The organism is Haloquadratum walsbyi J07HQW2 (assembly GCF_000415985.1).
Taxonomy (GTDB): Archaea; Halobacteriota; Halobacteria; order Halobacteriales; family Haloferacaceae; genus Haloquadratum; species Haloquadratum walsbyi_B.
Genome location: NZ_KE356561.1, coordinates 1,040,496 through 1,056,060, shown reverse-complemented (window position 1 = coordinate 1,056,060; position 15,565 = coordinate 1,040,496). Strand labels below are relative to the sequence as shown.

Sequence of the window (15,565 nt, the reverse complement as noted above, 5' to 3'; positions counted from 1 at the left end):
CACAGGAACTGCCAGACTGAATATGAATTTTTTATATCTTAGATTACAGCTACGCGTTATGTCCATATTGCTGGATTGACATCCTCCTCCGCGTAACCGCGGAGGAATCCCACGGCACTGCACCGCTTGGGTTGGGATATTAGGGTTTGCAGTCCACCACCTCTATCCGAGGTTGGAATCCTCGGGAGAGGTCGTGAAGGGAGACTCCGGGCTGTGCCAACCAGCCGAGCCGGTACTCCTATCTCCACCCAAATCGGGTGCAGACTCGGAGTTACTTTGATCGATGTCGAGACGGATATTCTCCGCCCCCGCCCCGTTCACGTCTGCGTTGAACGCCGCCTCACACTCGTGACATATGTACAAGCCACGCTCGATGCGCTGGCTGTCGTCTTCTCTACCGCACATACAACACGTCTCGTCTTACTCGTGTCGCGCTCCGACACTTCCACAACTTCAATCCCCTCAACCTTCGCCTTGTACGTGAGTATCGACGTGAATCGGTCGAATGCCCACGCCGTGCAAGTCAAGCTTCCCGTGCTTCCCCCAGTTTGTCGACTCGCCGTTCTCTTCCTCACGGACACCACTGAGCTCCCCAATATTGAGTTGCCCAACCTTCTTCTCAACACACTGCTCGATGATGTGCTTCCCTAAGGAGTGGAAGAAGTGGGTGCGGCGCTCCGACCACTTCGCGTGTAACCGGGTCGGGTGGACCGTTCGCCACCCGAGTCGTCACACTTGGCTATTTTCGTCGGGAAGTAGTAGCCATCTTGTTTGAGGCGGTTGCCGGGGTACAGGTACAGGTCGGCTTCCTCGGTGCTGTACGCGACAGCGGCGAAGTTGCAGATACCGAACCGAGGTCAATCCCCGCTGTCTCGGTGCCGGGTGCGTCGGGAGTGTCGATGTTTTCGTCTGTGCAGACGAGGTGGAGTTCCCAGCGTTGTTTTGCCTTGTCGGAGACGGCACGGACTTGTTGCAGGTTGTCGACGGTGACGCCGGGGCGTGTCTCGTATTCGACAACGACAAGGATGTATTCCCACGCTTTCGGGTGTTGGTTGTGGTGTGGGCCCTTCGAGAGGCGAAGGCGAAGGCGGTTGTTCTTGGTGTCGTGTCGTGTTTGATGCCGTTCTGCTTCCACGTGACTGTTGAACGAGGGTGTTCTTCGTGGACGCGGCGACCCTGTTGGTCGTAGTAATTTTTCTTGCGGTAGCCGGGCGGGTTCGCTCGACTGTCAGAGTTCCTCTTACTGTCCCACGACACGAATTGAAGGCTTCAGCGAGTTCCTCGAGAACCCGCTGACTGGACTGACTGTGCAGTCTCTTGTACTTGTTGTGAGTCTTCACCTCGTCTTTGAGGTCTCCGTGGTCAGGAATTTTACCCGTTTCATCCCACAGTTGGCGGGAGTGGTAATGAGCGACGTTCCAGCGTAGAGCTTGCTGGCACTCCACCCGTGCCGTGGCTGTCAAGCGACTCTGCAACCTGTCCGTGGTTGCAGATCTTCGCTTGATGGGTACGGTGGACTTCTACCATTCTGAACGCCTGTATAATCATTTATACTCGCTTCAGGATTAACTTGTGGTGTTTGAGAACGGTGGAGGTGGAATATCCCGTCCAGCCATCGGCGGTGGTTGTGGAGGAGTTGTCGGATTCATCTCGCGCCTAAAGGCGCGGGTATTCTCCTCGAAATTCTATAATCGAACGAAACGCCAATACACATCGCGGGTTTGAATATCTTCAATGGATCATTCTGGGTTTGAATCGGGTAGCATTGATCTTCAGGATATTGCTGGACCATTTGATCTTCAAGCAACGCTCGAAAGCGGGCAATCTTATCTGTGGGATCGTAGTGATGGTGGGATGTATGATTCAATGTCAGTCAGTGGTGGTCCAAAGTGGTATGAGACGGTTGCACCACCAATTGACGGCATAACTGATAGTTCAATTATCATTCGTGTCCGTCAGCGTGAGGGTCAACTTGAGTGGGAAGCCACAGAAGACCCCGTTGATCTCTTAGAACACTTGCTCCGTTTAGATGATGATCTTGCGTCGATATATGATTCTTTTCCTGATGATGAACTAATCAAAACAGCTGTTGAGAGTTTCAGCGGACTGCGTCTTGTTCGCGACCCTCCGTTTTCAACACTTATTTCATTCATATGCTCCGCGCAAATGCGGGTGTCACGTATTCACCAGATGCAGATGTCAATGGCTAACACATTCGGGACCACACATACTGTTGCTGATGAGTCGTTTACCGCATTCCCAACGCCATCACAACTGGCAGCACAATCGGAGTCGGAGTTACGTGATCTCAGCCTTGGTTATCGCGCACCGTACGTCCAGCGAACAGCAAAGATGGTCGCAACCGATGAGGCACACCCTGCAACAGCCGGGGAATATAATTATGAGAAGGCTCGTGAGTACCTTACACAGTTTATTGGTGTTGGAAACAAGGTTGCAGACTGTGTTTTATTATTTTCTCTTGACTACACAGAGGCCGTGCCACTTGACACGTGGATTCAAACAGCGATTGCTGAACACTTTCCAACATGCGATCGCGATGGATATATACAGACATCGCGAGCAATCCGCGACCGACTTGGCAGTCAGTATGCGGGATACGCACAAACATATGTGTTTTATTATCTTCGTAGTGGTGGAGAGGTTTAATTACCTGATATAGCGAATCTTTGATGACATGTGCGGTCGTATGATATCATGATATGGACTGTAGTGTCGTCGTCGAGGCTGCTGTCCCGGTTTATGATGTCGAGTCAGCTGATGAAGCTGTGCGCATTGCTATTTCAAAAACCGGAAAGATGTTGAATCCTGATCTCAGCTATGTCGAAATTTCAATGGGCTCACGATCCTCACCTTCGGGTGAAGAGCTCCCTTCAGCATTTGTGGCTGCTGATGAAGCACTTGTAGCGCTTGAACTTGAAATGACCGTGTTTAATGTTGAACGCACTGAACACGCATCTCGTATTGCCCGGAAAGAAATCGGACAGCGTCTTGAAAATATTCCACTAAAAATTCTCCATGTTAGTCCGATGGCGGATGAAGAAAAAGAAAACGAGAATGAAAAAGAGACTACGGAAACAGAATCTGAGAGTGAAACTGACATTTCATCTGATGAGTCTACAGGTAATGTGAGCGATGATTCGGATGATGATAATCTCATTCCAGAATTTGATGAACTCGTTGAAGACTCCTGAGGATTGTGCGTATGTTACTCAAATATTAATTGCAGAATTTTGATGATACAGAAAAACTGAGGCTGTCCTGTTTTACCTCTGATGAGTGTAATAAGAGCACATCGCTAGGCGATGTATATGAAAGAGACGTCGCTTGAATTTGGTCAGTCAGCAGTTGGGGCGACTCGGTCCGGTTCGGATTCGTCCATTGGAGCGGTAATTCCCTCGATAAGTTTGAATACGGCCGCTTTATGATCTGTCTTAGATTTATGTATTGATGTTGGTCGAACACCAAGTTCGTCATATGCGGTGAGTGGAATGTCTGTATCTTCCCATGCCTCGACCTGTGTATGTACCTCCGCAAGCAGGCCGTGAAGGTGGATGAGTTCCTGCTTTTTCATAAGCAAACTTGTGTTAAAACCGGAGGGATATATTACTATCTTGAGTCACGTTATCATACATCCCTCAGATTCGACCGCTCTTGTGGGTGTATCGGATATTCTACATGGATGTTCATCTGGTTTCTAATACTGACCTATCTGTGATAAATAGTAAATCCCCAACATTAGTCCATACACGAGATGCAGATTTATTAACTACTATTCGACAGATATAGATTATAACAATCAACTGGATTGTGCATCTATAGATACTAGATTCCCCGAAACAGGAAGTCGATTCAAATCACTCATTGTACGTATTTCCATTGAAACCGCTCAGATAGGCAGCAAAATTCCGAAACAATATATTGAACGGAGTAATGTGGTATTTGTCACAAATATGAACCATCAGATACGCATTTTCTCGACTAACAGGATTCAACTGTTGTCGAATGTAGTAGTTGTGTCGCGGTCATACCAGTTGTAAACCCATATTGATATCAAGACGTATTATCTCTGCTAGATAACGTGTATGACCGTATAGCAGATTTTCAAATAAAAAACCGGCTCACTATGTTCCAATCAAATCACGCAAGGACGCCAGCACCGTCTGCTTCGAGAAGCTCCTTATATCGATTCCTGATGGTGACTTCTGAGACGTTCGCAACTTCACTTACCTCATTTTGTGTTACCTTCTCGTTAGTCAGCAGTGCAGCAGCATACACCGCAGCTGCGGCGAGTCCAACAGGTGACTTTCCTGAGTGAATCGCTTCTTCTTTAGCATTCCGTAGCAACTCACGTGCCTGTCGCTCAGACTCATCCGATAAGTCGAGATCAGACGCGAATCGTGGGACGTACTGTTCTGGATCTGCAGGTTCAATTTCAAGTTTGAGTTCCCTGACAACGTACCGATACGTCCGTGTCAATTCCATCCGGTCAACTCGAGAGACGCGTTCAATTTCATCGAGCGAGCGTGGCGTTCCAGCCTGCCGGGCAGCAGCGTATAATGCTGCAGTCGCGACTCCTTCGATTGAACGACCAGGTAGGAGATCTTCATCAAGTGCCCGACGGTAGATTACAGAAGCCGTCTCACGAACACTTTCTGGAAGCCCAAGTGCGGAGGCCATTCGGTCTATCTCGCCGAGTGCCTGTTTAAGATTTCGTTCTTTTGAATCTCGCGTTCGGAAACGTTCATTCCATGTTCGAAGTCGCTGCATCTGTTCACGTTGGCGGGCTGATAATGCATTTCCATACGCGTCTTTATCTTGCCAGCCAATATTTGTCGAGAGACCCTTGTCATGCATCAATTTCGTCGTCGGGGCACCGACGCGAGATTTTTGATCTCGCTCGGCACTGTCGAAGGCACGCCACTCTGGACCACGGTCAATTGAGTTCTCGTCAACGACAAGCCCACAGTCAGAACAGACTGTCTCGCCGCGTGCTTCATCTTGAATCAGATTTCCACTACACTCAGGACAACGATGCGTTTCCGTCTCTGTTTCTGTTTCGACTTCTGATTCAGTTTCTGGTCGTCTTTTTGTCTCTGTAGTCGAAGTCTCCTCGCTGTCGACCGTTTCTTCATCGTGCTTTTCCGATTCTCGCTCGGTGTACTCTCTTGTGCGTGTGTCACTCATAATGGGGACGGCGGTCATGTGCTGGCCGGTCAAAGAATACAGGAGAGCCTGAGCAGTAGACCTTATGATATGTAGCATACTAAGATATTTAAACTATTCGTCGGTGTGAGGAACAAAAATCGGGACACAAGACAGTGTTCAGCGCTAATAACCGAATATTTCCAACATCATACTGCGTGTTTTTCTTTTCAACTAGTCAATATGATTATACACTTATTCAATGCAACTGCAATCTTCATACCATTATGTAAAATCCCCTCAAGCGGAAGAGCCATCAAATACACCACAGCTACTATCGATGAAAATAAGCAGTGATTGTACATCATCCAAGATAAGATACGTTGACCGGATGTTCCTTTTTATTGAGATCGAGTGTTACCGTGTTCCATACGTCGGTCACGAACCGATTCACGCTATGCTTCAATAGCGGATTGGTACCATTCACGATGGCGTGATTGCGAATATGATCTTGCGGATTTTCGTAGCTCGTCTTCAACATCATCAACTGTTGGAAGTGATGGGATATCATCTATAAATCGCTCTGGACCAACGCTAATCGGCTCTGTTTCCGTTATATGTTCGTCTTCCGGTCGAATTACGTAATTATCTTCGTTATTATCTTTTTTCTCACTCGTTCTGGTATTTGTATCAACATAGACCATATGAAGTCGTGCTCGCATCCGTCCGGTAAACGGCGGCGTAACGCAAAGAGCAGTGATCTGTTGATCGCGGATAGTCGCCTCAAGTGCAGTTATAAGACATTCTGTTGTGACTGCAAGTGCGGTAATTCGTGTTGGGTCTGTCATCACATTTTACCAGTCAGTGTCGCTGACTGTGTCCGCATCTGGGCTAAGGCTACCACCACACTCCGGGCATGTGGCCCGAAATGCACTTGATGACACACGAGAACCGCAATCAACACAGACGAATGGTGGTCGTTGGCTCATATTAATACAATTACTGTTGGAATAAGTGTTAACTCTTATCATGATTTATCATACTGAATACAGATCTTGACACTGATTAAGTACTACCTACAAATTTCGATGAATAACACATAATTACTGATATTATCCCAAAGATCGCTGTGTACTGTGTAATATTAGTAATTACTACGCTGTTGTGAGCAAATCCGCCTGAATTATCTGTTCACTGCTTGAGCAAGGGAACTTAGCCCATGAGTTATTAATCAATATATGAGTGAGGAACAGTCCGATAACCCAGCATGGTTTAGTGATATTGATCCTACAGATATCGGTGCAGCAGCAACAGCCATAGCTGATGGAACAGCGGACCATCCACGGAATTGGTCAATGCAAGCCGTTGAATCAGGAGTTGTTGAGGATACCACCGCGTATTATCAATTATTACATGATGCTGCTATCAAAGCGACACAAACTGCTATTGAATCATATGAAGCTTCAGACGATCGGCAACTTCGGCAATGTCTCACAGCGATGGATGATGTCAAACGAACAGCAAATGAACTCACTGAACGACTGGTTGAGTGGGGTGGTTCACGAATCAATAGCTCCGACACGGAACTTGACAAGGTCCGTGAGCTTGCAGATATGACTGCGTCGACACCTGCAGAAACGCGACTTATATCACTCGCCACTCGAGTTTTGATGCTGCATGAAGAGGGGGATGACCTTCGAACATATATCGAGACACATGCTGCAACGGTCGCACCAAATCTGACCGCGATGGCGGGACCGATTCTTGCCACACGACTTATTGAACTTGCAGGAGGACTTGAGTCGCTCGCACGACAACCTGCAGGCACTATTCAGGTCCTCGGCGCTGAGGACGCATTGTTTGCACATCTCGAAGGGCGCGCCTCTGCACCAAAACACGGTGTGATCTTTACTCATGAGTACGTTCGAGGTACACGACCAGCAGATCGAGGATCAGCTGCCCGAGCCTTCGCTGGTAAGCTTGCACTTGCTGCACGTATTGACCACTATTCAGGGACGTACAAACAGCCGATTCATGATGAACTTACTAATCGAATTGAGACGATTCAGACTCGAGCGGGAGATGATGCCGAATGAGTTCACCATCACTTCCGGAGGGCATTCAACGACGTCAGTTTGATCATGAATCTAGGCTCTCCACGCAGGGAGAACCCGTGTACGGGGAGCCACGTGATACCGATGGATGGCGTCTTTGGGATGCTGGGCGGTCCAAACTTGGCGCAATGTTTGAACTTGATATTGACACCGGGTTCACGGGTGGGGAATCAATCCTATATCTTGGTGCTGCATCAGGGACAACTGTTTCTCACGTTGCAGATTTTGCCGGACCGACATACGCTGTAGAATTTGCCCCTCGGTCCGCGCGTGACCTTCTTGATGTTACGACAACCCGCCCGAATCTGATTCCGCTTCTATGCGACGCTCGCCGACCCGAAACATACGCACACGTGGTTGAAGCTGACGTTGATTATCTTATTCAAGATGTGGCTACACGAGGACAAGCGACTGTTGCGTTGCGCAACCGACAGTTTTTGTCACCTGATGGAAAGCTAATCCTCGCGATCAAAGCTCGAAGTGAAGACGTTCTTCGTGACCCTGAAGATGTGTTCGATACGGTCATTTCAACACTTCGTGAGGGATATTCCATTCAAACTCGAAAGCGACTTGACCGATTTCACGATGATCACCTAGCTGTTATTGCGACCCCCCGAACGGACAATATTTAAAATTTTGACTGGATAATTTATAAATCGCTTTCTATGTTATTAATATTGTATCGAGAATGATTGAATAGAGGGAGCAATCGAATATTCCAAGATTTGTAATAAACTGCGTTCAGACCAAACCTCGAGTCAGTACTATAGTTAACGTGGTTATGTAGCTGTGTTATGACAACAAAATCAGATATTCCGATTATCGGCGCATGAATATAATCTGATTTTTATAGGTTAATCTTGCTTTCGCCCGCGACATATTTAATTGGGGACCACGAATCATATATCGATGGACGTAGGCTCGGCCGATGCCTTCGACCGGATGGGTACCCTCGGCGTTGAAGAGGAGTTTTTCGTCGTTGATGATACTGGACGCCCAACGGCTGGAATCACAGAATTAGTTTATGATCATCCACCGACGGGAGTGCTCGCGGACCGACTAGATCATGAGCTATTTCAGTTCGTCATTGAAACCCAAACCCCGCTTCTTGAGGATGTGTCTGCGGTCAGTGAATCTGTTCAGGCTGTTCGTGATGCACTTGTTGAGCATGCTGCGGACCATGGCTATCGAATTGCGGCGGCGGGATTACACCCAACGGCGAAATGGCGTGAACGCAACCACGCACAGAAACCACGATATCAATCACAGTTAGACAGGATCCAATACCCACAGCATCGAAACACAACTGCTGGATTGCATGTTCATGTCGGTGTTGATGACCCTGATGCCGCAACATGGATCGCAAATGAGCTTCGCTGGTATCTCCCCCCGCTTCTTGCGCTGTCTGCAAACTCGCCGTATTGGAACGGATTTGATACCGGATTAGCGTCTGCCCGAGCAAAAATATTCGAAGCGCTTCCCAATACAGGAATGCCAACACGGTTCGAGGACTTCGAGGCATATCACCAACTTGAAAAGCGAATGGTTGAGACAGGATCAATCAAAGATCGTGGCGAATTATGGTATGACGTCCGACCGCACACTGGACATGGCACTGTCGAAGTTCGTACACCAGATGCACAGGCTGATCCCTCGCTAACAGTTGCGATTGTTGAATACATTCATGCACTCGTCATGGACTTCGCCGCTCGATATGCAGACGGTGAATCTAACACTAAAGTCCGACGTGAGATACTCGACGCAAACAAGTGGCATGCAATGCGATATGGTCGTGATGCAGAGTTCATCGTTCCTGGGTCTACGGAAACAGTCACGCTTTCGGAATTTGTCGATCGTGAAACCAACCGACTCGGTGTCGATGGACTCAATACATTACTCGCACGCGAGAACGGGGCAAAAAAACAGCGTCGACTTCACGCGGATGAGGGTACTGATACCTTTCTCGAATCGCTGTGTCTTGATAAAAGCCCATAGGAGCCCACATCTTCCGTTAATTAAATTCGTAACTTATAGATTAGATATTTAACTCGTATATTCTCAATTGGTATTTGATGAGTGTATAGCCGAGAGAGTGTATGATCAATAATTGGGTTGGATTCTATCTCGTTGACTACTGTATCATTTCGGACTCAGTCTTCCTCTTTATTGAGTAAATGAAATCTATAAGGAACAAAATGATATGAACGTACACCATATCCTTTGTATGATTATTGACTGTGCTGAAAGCCAAGTGAGAAGCGGGTATATCAATTATATCCAAAATTCCCGAACAGAAGAAAATATACTCCCATATTTTTAGCCATGGCAGATTATTTACCGATTATGCATGTGGCGCTGGGTGGGACCTTTGACCCGGTTCATGACGGTCATCACGCCCTTTTCGAACGGGCTTTTGAGCTAGGGAATGTCACTGTTGGACTTACAAGCGATGAACTCGCCCCAAAAACGAGGCAAGTAGATCGGTATGTCAAGCCTTTCATCGAACGGCGTCATTCACTCAGTGCAGAACTGAAACCGCTTGCGGAAGCACATGATTGTGAATTTGAAATTCGCACATTAGAAAAACCAACCGGAATTGCCACTGAGCCAGGATTTGATATTATTGTCGTTTCTCCAGAAACACAGACGGGTGCTGAGCGAATCAATGAGATTCGTCAAGAACGCGGTCTCGATCCTCTCAATATTGAAGTAGTAGAACATGTATACGCCGATGATGGCAAGCGAATCTCTTCAACCCGGATTGTTCGTGGTGAGATTGATCGTCATGGGCACTTGACACCTAATCAAACTGGGCGGTCATCAACCCGACCGACAGATAACTGCAGCACCGAGTGATCAACATTCAATATGACTCTGCCTTGTCTGGCGTCCACCATCTGATGCACTATCTGGCGAAGTCAGTCTTATCCATTATGCACGCTGATATGGCTCTCACCACGATGGTGGTCGAAATCCAGCCGTCTTGAGGACTGCTTTCCAGTGTTGTTGGACACTGAGCCTCGTGACGTTCATTGTGTCTGCAACCGTGGTTTGAGACCGCTCTGACCCTGTGATGAGTGCTCCAGCATACAGACTAGCAGCGGCAATAGCCTGTTTTGAACGATCATTATCTGGGGCTTGTGAAAGAAATAGATCCTCAGCAACAGTTTGTGTCTCTTCATCGAGATTAAGCGTTGCCGCAGCGGTTCGAATTTCCTCAAGCCACGACTCATTCTCGACTTGGTCACGAGCACTGTACATATCTCTTATATTGTATTGTGCATCAAGCAATAAGAATAGAGTGTCGCTGAGTCTCTGAGATCTCATTCGCTAGAACTACACTCTCGTCTTTATGCTCAGTCAAAATTGAAACATTAAATTAAAATCCAGATTGTTCCATATGTTTAATTCCTACGAGCTCACTTTGTTCGCTTCTTGAGTAAGGGCGTTTAGTACCCTACTTTTCAGCTAAACTGGTGGGAATTCATATTACTACCACTACCATTATTAGATATTACGATAACAACGACACTTTGATTTGGGCGGTGAGCGATTATTAACTGTGCGCGGGTAGCCAAGTGGTCAAAGGCGCAGCGCTTAGGACGCTGTCCTATAGAGGTCCGCAGGTTCGAATCCTGTCCCGCGCATTCATATAATTTATTTTTTGACCAGCAGAGATATAAAACACTCAATGCTGAGATGTTACACCCATAACGATTTATAAATACATTACATATGAACGTCATATGGCGGTGCCATCTGACCTTGTAGATGATATTATACTCGATATCCAAGGTCTTGTCATGTTTTCACCAACTGGATCACGATATGAACGTTTCGCTGATGCGGATCTTGAGTATCCAGTCATAGTTGTTGCTCCGGAAAATGATGTTGATGCTGCCGCGTATATTGAATTGCCAATCAAATTTGATGATGCCCGTGATCGGATTCGTTTTGGAATTGAAGGGGCAATAGAATCCGGAATCGTGGCAGAAGGAGACACCGTTGTTTGTAATCTCGGCATTTTTGAGGACGGTCTTGACTCTCTCGTGCGCGTTCGTGTTGGCGAATCACTCCGATCAGGTATTTATGATTTATTTGTAAACTCTCGAGCTGATTCAAGCGTTATTCGAGATGTCTTTAATGTTGCTATCGAACTTGGAAAAAAGGGTCAGAAAGGCAAGCCAGTCGGAGCGTTGTTTGTTGTTGGTGACGCAGGAAAAGTAATGAATAAATCACGTCCACTAAGCTACAATCCTTTTGAAAAGTCACACGTTCATGTCGGTGACCCAATTGTAAAGGTCATGCTCAAAGAATTCTCACGACTTGATGGTGCATTCATCATTTCAGATTCGGGTAAAATCGTCAGTGCGTACCGTTATTTGGAGCCGGGAGCCGAAGGGGTTGATATCCCGAAGGGACTAGGGGCGCGACACATGGCTGGTGCGGCAATCACGCGTGAGACGAATTCAACAACGATTGTATTATCTGAGTCAGATGGACTCGTCCGCGCATTCAAAAGTGGAGAGCTTGTTTTTGAGGTTGACCCCGAGGTATACTAATAATAACTCTCATGTGGGTACTCCAATCGCTTCCGCCTGTAGCGCGTGAATTCATCGCTGCTGTCCCACAGGCAATATGGGTTGCTATTCTCATTTTCATAGCAAGCGTTACTACTGCTATTATTACTGGCAGGATAACGACGCGCCTTCTGTTACAACTAAATATTCCGGCTGTGACCGAAGGAACAGCATTTGAACGAACAGCACAGGAATTCGGGACGTCAACTGTTAATCTCATCAGTGGACTCGTTAGATACTTTATTATTGCCGGTGGAGTCGTTGGTTCACTTTCTGTTACTGATGTACAGTATGGAACTACATTGTGGCAGGAAGCCGTTCAATTTCTCCCGCGTGTTTTTATTGCACTACTCGTTATCGTCACGGGCATTCTCGTTGGTGATAAAGTAGAACTCTTTGTAGATGAACAGTTGAGGCAAGTCAAACTCCCTGAGATAACCATTATTTCTCGATTAGCGAAAATCACCACCTTCTATATCGCTGCACTTGTTGGACTTTCGCAGTTAGGAGTTGCAACGCTTGCGTTGGTGGTATTGCTAGCCGTGTATCTATTTGCGGTTGTTGCTTTCGCTGTTGTTGCGTTTGTTGATCTATTAAAATCGGCAGCAGTCGGCACTTACCTTCTGTTACACCAGCCATATGCAATTGGCGATGAGGTTGAAATTGGTGATACTCGCGGTATTGTGCAGGAAATTGATCTATTTGTTACACATGTTGAAAATGATACTGAAGAACTCATTATTCCAAACACGCTTGTATTCAAGCGCGGCATCATTCGTATTCGATAAGACGTAGTCGCTGTGGATTGAAGACTATATGTAGCTATTAGTAAACATAGTTAGGTCACTCGGGAGTGTTATCTTACCCATCCTGTCTTGAGATCTCTTCTGCGGGAACACCAGCAAACGTTGTCCGTGGGGGAACATCTTGCGTTACAAGCGAGTTCGCTGCGACCTGTGCTTCCTCCCCAATTTGAACGCCTGGCAATATTACTGTTTTCGCGCCAATCATCGCCCGCTTACCAATAACAATCTCACCGGTTCGATACTCATCTTGGAGAAATTCATGACAAAGCAACACAGCGTCATATCCAATAATGGCATTATCTTCAATTCTGATCAATTCCGGCCAAAATACATCCGGTGTTGCCTCAAGTCCCCATGAAACACCTGTTCCAATATGTGCTCCGAGTCGACGAAGCGCCCAGTTTCGCACTCGAAGTGATGGGACCAACCGGGCGAGTGTAATGAGTATATAATTACCGATGACAATCCAGATAGGTTTCGCGTCTGTCCACTCCCACAGCGAATTTGTCGAACCTGGTGTTGAAATATTATTTAATCGACGATGTCTATCACTCATGTTGTATTAATCATGCTTATACTATATTGTATAATCGTTGACTGCTGTATTGAGACTGGATCTGATATTAATATTAGAGTCTCTACTCACAGATTATTGTCCATCATTTGAATAGAATCGAATGTGGCTATCTTTATTCATCGTATCAGTATCATAAGCATCCGTTTGACCCAGCTTAAAATCGTCATCATGGTTATATCGCGGACTTCGACAGACTATTCATCACGAATTGCATCCATATGATCAATCCTGCGTTGGAGAAGCGATGGTGTCCCAACATCATGTCGTATACGAACTCCGTCACTTGCTGCAGAGAGAGCGGTCTCAGCTTGTGATTCAGCCGCTATGATTGAGTCTGCGATCCCAACAACAGCAAAGGCGCGTGAGGTCGTTGTATATAATCCATTCTCGCGAGAGTCAACACTCGCATAATATACTCGTGCACCATCTATGGACTCTTCATCGACAGCAATCTGTACCCCGCTCTGTGGGTCTATTGGATATCCCTCAGGAACGGCATATTTACATACAGTCGCCTGATTGCTGAGACTGAGTGTTGGAAGTGACTCGTCACTTTCTGCTGCGCGCATGATATCAAGAAGTGATGTCTCCAAAGTCGGGAGCGTATTCATTGCTTCTGGATCACCAAATCGGGCATTAAATTCGATCACTCGTGGACCATCACCTGTGAGCATGAATTGACCATATAACACTCCTTTATACTCAGGTAACGCTTCAACCGTTGCTTCTAATATTGCGACTGCATCTTCATACTCCTCGGTACTCATGAATGGGAGTGCTTGTGTCGTGTCGCTGTAACTTCCCATACCACCAGTGTTTGGTCCCGTATCGCCTTCGTATGCACGCTTATGATCTTGAATCGCTGGAGTTGTCCGAAGTTCACCATTCGCGACGAACGCCTGCACAGTAAATTCTTCACCAACAAGTCGTTCCTCAAGCACAACCTGCTCATACTCATTTTCTCGGAGATATGACTTAGCCTCGCGTTTGGTTACTTGATCGCCAATTACCCGAACACCTTTTCCGCCAGTTAGCCCTGCAGGTTTGACTGCGAGGTCACTTTCGGCATCATCAATATATTCACATGCAGCCTCAATTTCCTCAAAAACAGCAAAATCTGGACACCCTGGAATAGACTTTGATTGCATAAACTGTCGCTGAAATGCTTTATTTGTTTCAATCTGTGCCGCCTGTGCTGTTGGTCCGAATGTATACACACCGACTGCGTCAAGCGCATCTACGATTCCCGCCTCAAGTGCTGATTCAGGTCCAACAATAGCGAGATCTGCATTGACCGGCTCAGTTGTTGCGTACTCAACGATTGCATCAACACTTGTCTCGGGTATTGATCTAAAATTAGTCGCGAGAGTAGTGATTCCTGGATTCCGATTGCCCGCGCAGGCATACAGTTCACATCTTGAATCTGCAGCTAACGCGTGCGCGATAGCGTGCTCACGACCACCACCACCGATGAGTAGAACCGAATCAGTGTTGCTCATACGGCGAGTGGGCCCATACGAGGGTGTAAAACTTGCTCTTCATTATCACATCTTGATGTCAATTACTCGAAAATAATAACGATAACTCGGCAGTTTGATTACGATTGACGTCCTCCTCCGCGTGAACGCGGAGGAATCCCGAGCGGTAGCGGTGGGAGTTGCAGGTTCGCAGTCCAATCACCGGACTACTAGCCCTTTCGGGCACGGGGAGTCCCACGGTATCGGACTGGTGGACTACTGACCATGCCAAGTGGCCGTTACCCCTATCCTCAACCGTGTTTGGCGTCCCGGTCCCGGTGTTGTTTGTGCCACAGGGACGCCAGCAGGCGTCAGGCGTCAGGCGTCAGGCGTCAGGCGTCAGGCGTCAGGCGTCAGGCGTCAGGCGTCAGCAGAGTCGGGCTCGGGGGTATCATCTGAGTTGAGTCGCTTCCGGCAGTCGGTACGGGCATACGCTTCTAGCATATGTGTTCACCGGCTGCGGTTTCGGATATTGTCTCATTACGTGGGTGGGACAGGCCACCTCCGAAGGACGAGACGGAATCCGCTCCGCTCCGTTCCGTTCCGACCGATTCCTGTCTGTTCACACATTTGCCAGTCAGATAAATTCGGTGGTAGAATATCCGGTCATGCTATTGTGGTGAGGTGAGGTTATGACTCACCCATGTCGGTTTCATCACCCGCCTGTTCGTCACTCAATTCCGACCGCAGCGGTCGGAACGCTCGTTCCTCACGGGAAGGGTGTATTCACCTCGTATTCTTATAAACATCTTTCCTCAATAGCAGATTCTACTCATCCCGATAGATCTAGATACTTCATATTCGAGTG

The 15,565-nt window shown here is 47.3% G+C and carries 15 protein-coding genes, 1 tRNA gene and 1 pseudogene; 9 read left to right on the top strand and 8 right to left on the bottom strand.

All coding sequences use genetic code 11. The annotated features are described in order from the left end of the window. Nucleotides 1-139: 139 nt before the first annotated feature. Nucleotides 140-1,527, bottom strand: a pseudogene (locus J07HQW2_RS19535) (RNA-guided endonuclease InsQ/TnpB family protein). A 207-nt stretch (nucleotides 1,528-1,734) separates the two neighbouring features. Between J07HQW2_RS19535 and J07HQW2_RS04800 the strand changes: the two are divergent. Together J07HQW2_RS04800 and J07HQW2_RS04795 are read left to right on the top strand one after the other, a co-directional pair. Next, nucleotides 1,735-2,667: a DNA-3-methyladenine glycosylase family protein gene (locus tag J07HQW2_RS04800; RefSeq protein WP_021054255.1), complete on the top strand. Its 933-nt coding sequence runs from the start codon at nucleotides 1,735-1,737 to the stop codon at nucleotides 2,665-2,667. A gap of 53 nt (nucleotides 2,668-2,720) precedes the next feature. Beyond that, on the top strand, nucleotides 2,721-3,212 hold the full coding sequence (locus J07HQW2_RS04795) for a DUF555 domain-containing protein (RefSeq protein WP_021054254.1): 492 nt from the start codon (nucleotides 2,721-2,723) through the stop codon (nucleotides 3,210-3,212). 143 nt (nucleotides 3,213-3,355) lie between these two features. Here J07HQW2_RS04795 and J07HQW2_RS04790 read toward each other — a convergent pair whose 3' ends face one another. From J07HQW2_RS04790 to J07HQW2_RS17765, 4 genes are all read right to left on the bottom strand, one after another. Next, a complete protein-coding gene (locus tag J07HQW2_RS04790; protein WP_021054253.1) occupies nucleotides 3,356-3,592 on the bottom strand; it encodes a UPF0058 family protein in 237 nt (78 codons plus the stop codon). Between the two features lie 566 nt (nucleotides 3,593-4,158). After that, a complete protein-coding gene (locus J07HQW2_RS04785) occupies nucleotides 4,159-5,205 on the bottom strand; it encodes a transcription initiation factor IIB (RefSeq protein ID WP_048075485.1) in 1,047 nt (348 codons plus the stop codon). 413 nt (nucleotides 5,206-5,618) lie between these two features. Beyond that, nucleotides 5,619-6,011, bottom strand: a complete 393-nt coding sequence (locus J07HQW2_RS04780; protein WP_021054251.1) for a DUF8009 family protein — start codon at nucleotides 6,009-6,011, stop codon at nucleotides 5,619-5,621. A 6-nt stretch (nucleotides 6,012-6,017) separates the two neighbouring features. Further along, nucleotides 6,018-6,152: a rubrerythrin-like domain-containing protein gene (locus tag J07HQW2_RS17765; protein WP_303703967.1), complete on the bottom strand. Its 135-nt coding sequence runs from the start codon at nucleotides 6,150-6,152 to the stop codon at nucleotides 6,018-6,020. A gap of 249 nt (nucleotides 6,153-6,401) precedes the next feature. On the opposite strand from J07HQW2_RS17765, the gene J07HQW2_RS04775 reads away from it, so the two are divergent. The 4 genes from J07HQW2_RS04775 (at nucleotide 6,402) to J07HQW2_RS04760 (ending at nucleotide 10,133) form a co-directional block, all read left to right on the top strand. After that, nucleotides 6,402-7,259, top strand: coding sequence for an NOP5/NOP56 family protein (locus J07HQW2_RS04775; RefSeq protein WP_021054250.1), 858 nt, complete (start codon nucleotides 6,402-6,404; stop codon nucleotides 7,257-7,259). Beyond that, nucleotides 7,256-7,909, top strand: a complete 654-nt coding sequence (locus J07HQW2_RS04770; protein WP_021054249.1) for a fibrillarin-like rRNA/tRNA 2'-O-methyltransferase — start codon at nucleotides 7,256-7,258, stop codon at nucleotides 7,907-7,909. Before J07HQW2_RS04775 ends, J07HQW2_RS04770 begins: the two co-directional genes overlap by 4 nt. Nucleotides 7,910-8,186: 277 nt before the next feature. Next, nucleotides 8,187-9,272, top strand: a complete 1,086-nt coding sequence (locus J07HQW2_RS04765; RefSeq protein WP_021054248.1) for a glutamate--cysteine ligase — start codon at nucleotides 8,187-8,189, stop codon at nucleotides 9,270-9,272. 348 nt (nucleotides 9,273-9,620) lie between these two features. After that, complete coding sequence (locus J07HQW2_RS04760; protein ID WP_048075484.1) at nucleotides 9,621-10,133, top strand: phosphopantetheine adenylyltransferase; 513 nt, start codon at nucleotides 9,621-9,623, stop codon at nucleotides 10,131-10,133. A 96-nt stretch (nucleotides 10,134-10,229) separates the two neighbouring features. On the opposite strand, the gene J07HQW2_RS04755 is transcribed toward J07HQW2_RS04760, so the two are convergent. After that, nucleotides 10,230-10,538, bottom strand: a complete 309-nt coding sequence (locus tag J07HQW2_RS04755) for a transcription initiation factor TFIIIB, Brf1 subunit/transcription initiation factor TFIIB (protein WP_021054246.1) — start codon at nucleotides 10,536-10,538, stop codon at nucleotides 10,230-10,232. Nucleotides 10,539-10,841: 303 nt separating this feature from the next. Here J07HQW2_RS04755 and J07HQW2_RS04750 point away from each other — a divergent pair. The 3 genes from J07HQW2_RS04750 (at nucleotide 10,842) to J07HQW2_RS04740 (ending at nucleotide 12,645) form a co-directional block, all read left to right on the top strand. Next, a tRNA-Leu gene (locus tag J07HQW2_RS04750) sits at nucleotides 10,842-10,924 on the top strand. A 99-nt stretch (nucleotides 10,925-11,023) separates the two neighbouring features. Further along, nucleotides 11,024-11,839: a diadenylate cyclase DacZ gene (gene dacZ / locus J07HQW2_RS04745; protein ID WP_021054245.1), complete on the top strand. Its 816-nt coding sequence runs from the start codon at nucleotides 11,024-11,026 to the stop codon at nucleotides 11,837-11,839. Between the two features lie 11 nt (nucleotides 11,840-11,850). Then, the gene (locus J07HQW2_RS04740) at nucleotides 11,851-12,645 is read left to right on the top strand and encodes a mechanosensitive ion channel domain-containing protein (protein WP_021054244.1); all 795 of its coding nucleotides are present in this window, start codon (nucleotides 11,851-11,853) and stop codon (nucleotides 12,643-12,645) included. Between the two features lie 73 nt (nucleotides 12,646-12,718). Here J07HQW2_RS04740 and J07HQW2_RS04735 read toward each other — a convergent pair whose 3' ends face one another. Next, nucleotides 12,719-13,219, bottom strand: coding sequence for an acyltransferase (locus tag J07HQW2_RS04735; RefSeq protein WP_021054243.1), 501 nt, complete (start codon nucleotides 13,217-13,219; stop codon nucleotides 12,719-12,721). A 215-nt stretch (nucleotides 13,220-13,434) separates the two neighbouring features. Continuing rightward, on the bottom strand, nucleotides 13,435-14,739 hold the full coding sequence (gene purD / locus J07HQW2_RS04730) for a phosphoribosylamine--glycine ligase (protein WP_021054242.1): 1,305 nt from the start codon (nucleotides 14,737-14,739) through the stop codon (nucleotides 13,435-13,437). Between the last annotated feature and the right edge of the window lie 826 nt (nucleotides 14,740-15,565).

What these genes read in the sequence shown, in the direction of transcription:
- J07HQW2_RS04800 (WP_021054255.1), top strand. Translation starts at nt 1,735, where the DNA reads ATGGATCATTCTGGGTTTGAATCGGGTAGCATTGATCTTCAGGATATT.
- J07HQW2_RS04795 (WP_021054254.1), top strand. Translation starts at nt 2,721, where the DNA reads ATGGACTGTAGTGTCGTCGTCGAGGCTGCTGTCCCGGTTTATGATGTC.
- J07HQW2_RS04790 (WP_021054253.1), bottom strand. Translation starts at nt 3,592, where the DNA reads ATGAAAAAGCAGGAACTCATCCACCTTCACGGCCTGCTTGCGGAGGTA.
- J07HQW2_RS04785 (WP_048075485.1), bottom strand. Translation starts at nt 5,205, where the DNA reads ATGAGTGACACACGCACAAGAGAGTACACCGAGCGAGAATCGGAAAAG.
- J07HQW2_RS04780 (WP_021054251.1), bottom strand. Translation starts at nt 6,011, where the DNA reads ATGACAGACCCAACACGAATTACCGCACTTGCAGTCACAACAGAATGT.
- J07HQW2_RS17765 (WP_303703967.1), bottom strand. Translation starts at nt 6,152, where the DNA reads ATGAGCCAACGACCACCATTCGTCTGTGTTGATTGCGGTTCTCGTGTG.
- J07HQW2_RS04775 (WP_021054250.1), top strand. Translation starts at nt 6,402, where the DNA reads ATGAGTGAGGAACAGTCCGATAACCCAGCATGGTTTAGTGATATTGAT.
- J07HQW2_RS04770 (WP_021054249.1), top strand. Translation starts at nt 7,256, where the DNA reads ATGAGTTCACCATCACTTCCGGAGGGCATTCAACGACGTCAGTTTGAT.
- J07HQW2_RS04765 (WP_021054248.1), top strand. Translation starts at nt 8,187, where the DNA reads ATGGACGTAGGCTCGGCCGATGCCTTCGACCGGATGGGTACCCTCGGC.
- J07HQW2_RS04760 (WP_048075484.1), top strand. Translation starts at nt 9,621, where the DNA reads ATGCATGTGGCGCTGGGTGGGACCTTTGACCCGGTTCATGACGGTCAT.
- J07HQW2_RS04755 (WP_021054246.1), bottom strand. Translation starts at nt 10,538, where the DNA reads ATGTACAGTGCTCGTGACCAAGTCGAGAATGAGTCGTGGCTTGAGGAA.
- dacZ (WP_021054245.1), top strand. Translation starts at nt 11,024, where the DNA reads ATGGCGGTGCCATCTGACCTTGTAGATGATATTATACTCGATATCCAA.
- J07HQW2_RS04740 (WP_021054244.1), top strand. Translation starts at nt 11,851, where the DNA reads ATGTGGGTACTCCAATCGCTTCCGCCTGTAGCGCGTGAATTCATCGCT.
- J07HQW2_RS04735 (WP_021054243.1), bottom strand. Translation starts at nt 13,219, where the DNA reads ATGAGTGATAGACATCGTCGATTAAATAATATTTCAACACCAGGTTCG.
- purD (WP_021054242.1), bottom strand. Translation starts at nt 14,739, where the DNA reads ATGAGCAACACTGATTCGGTTCTACTCATCGGTGGTGGTGGTCGTGAG.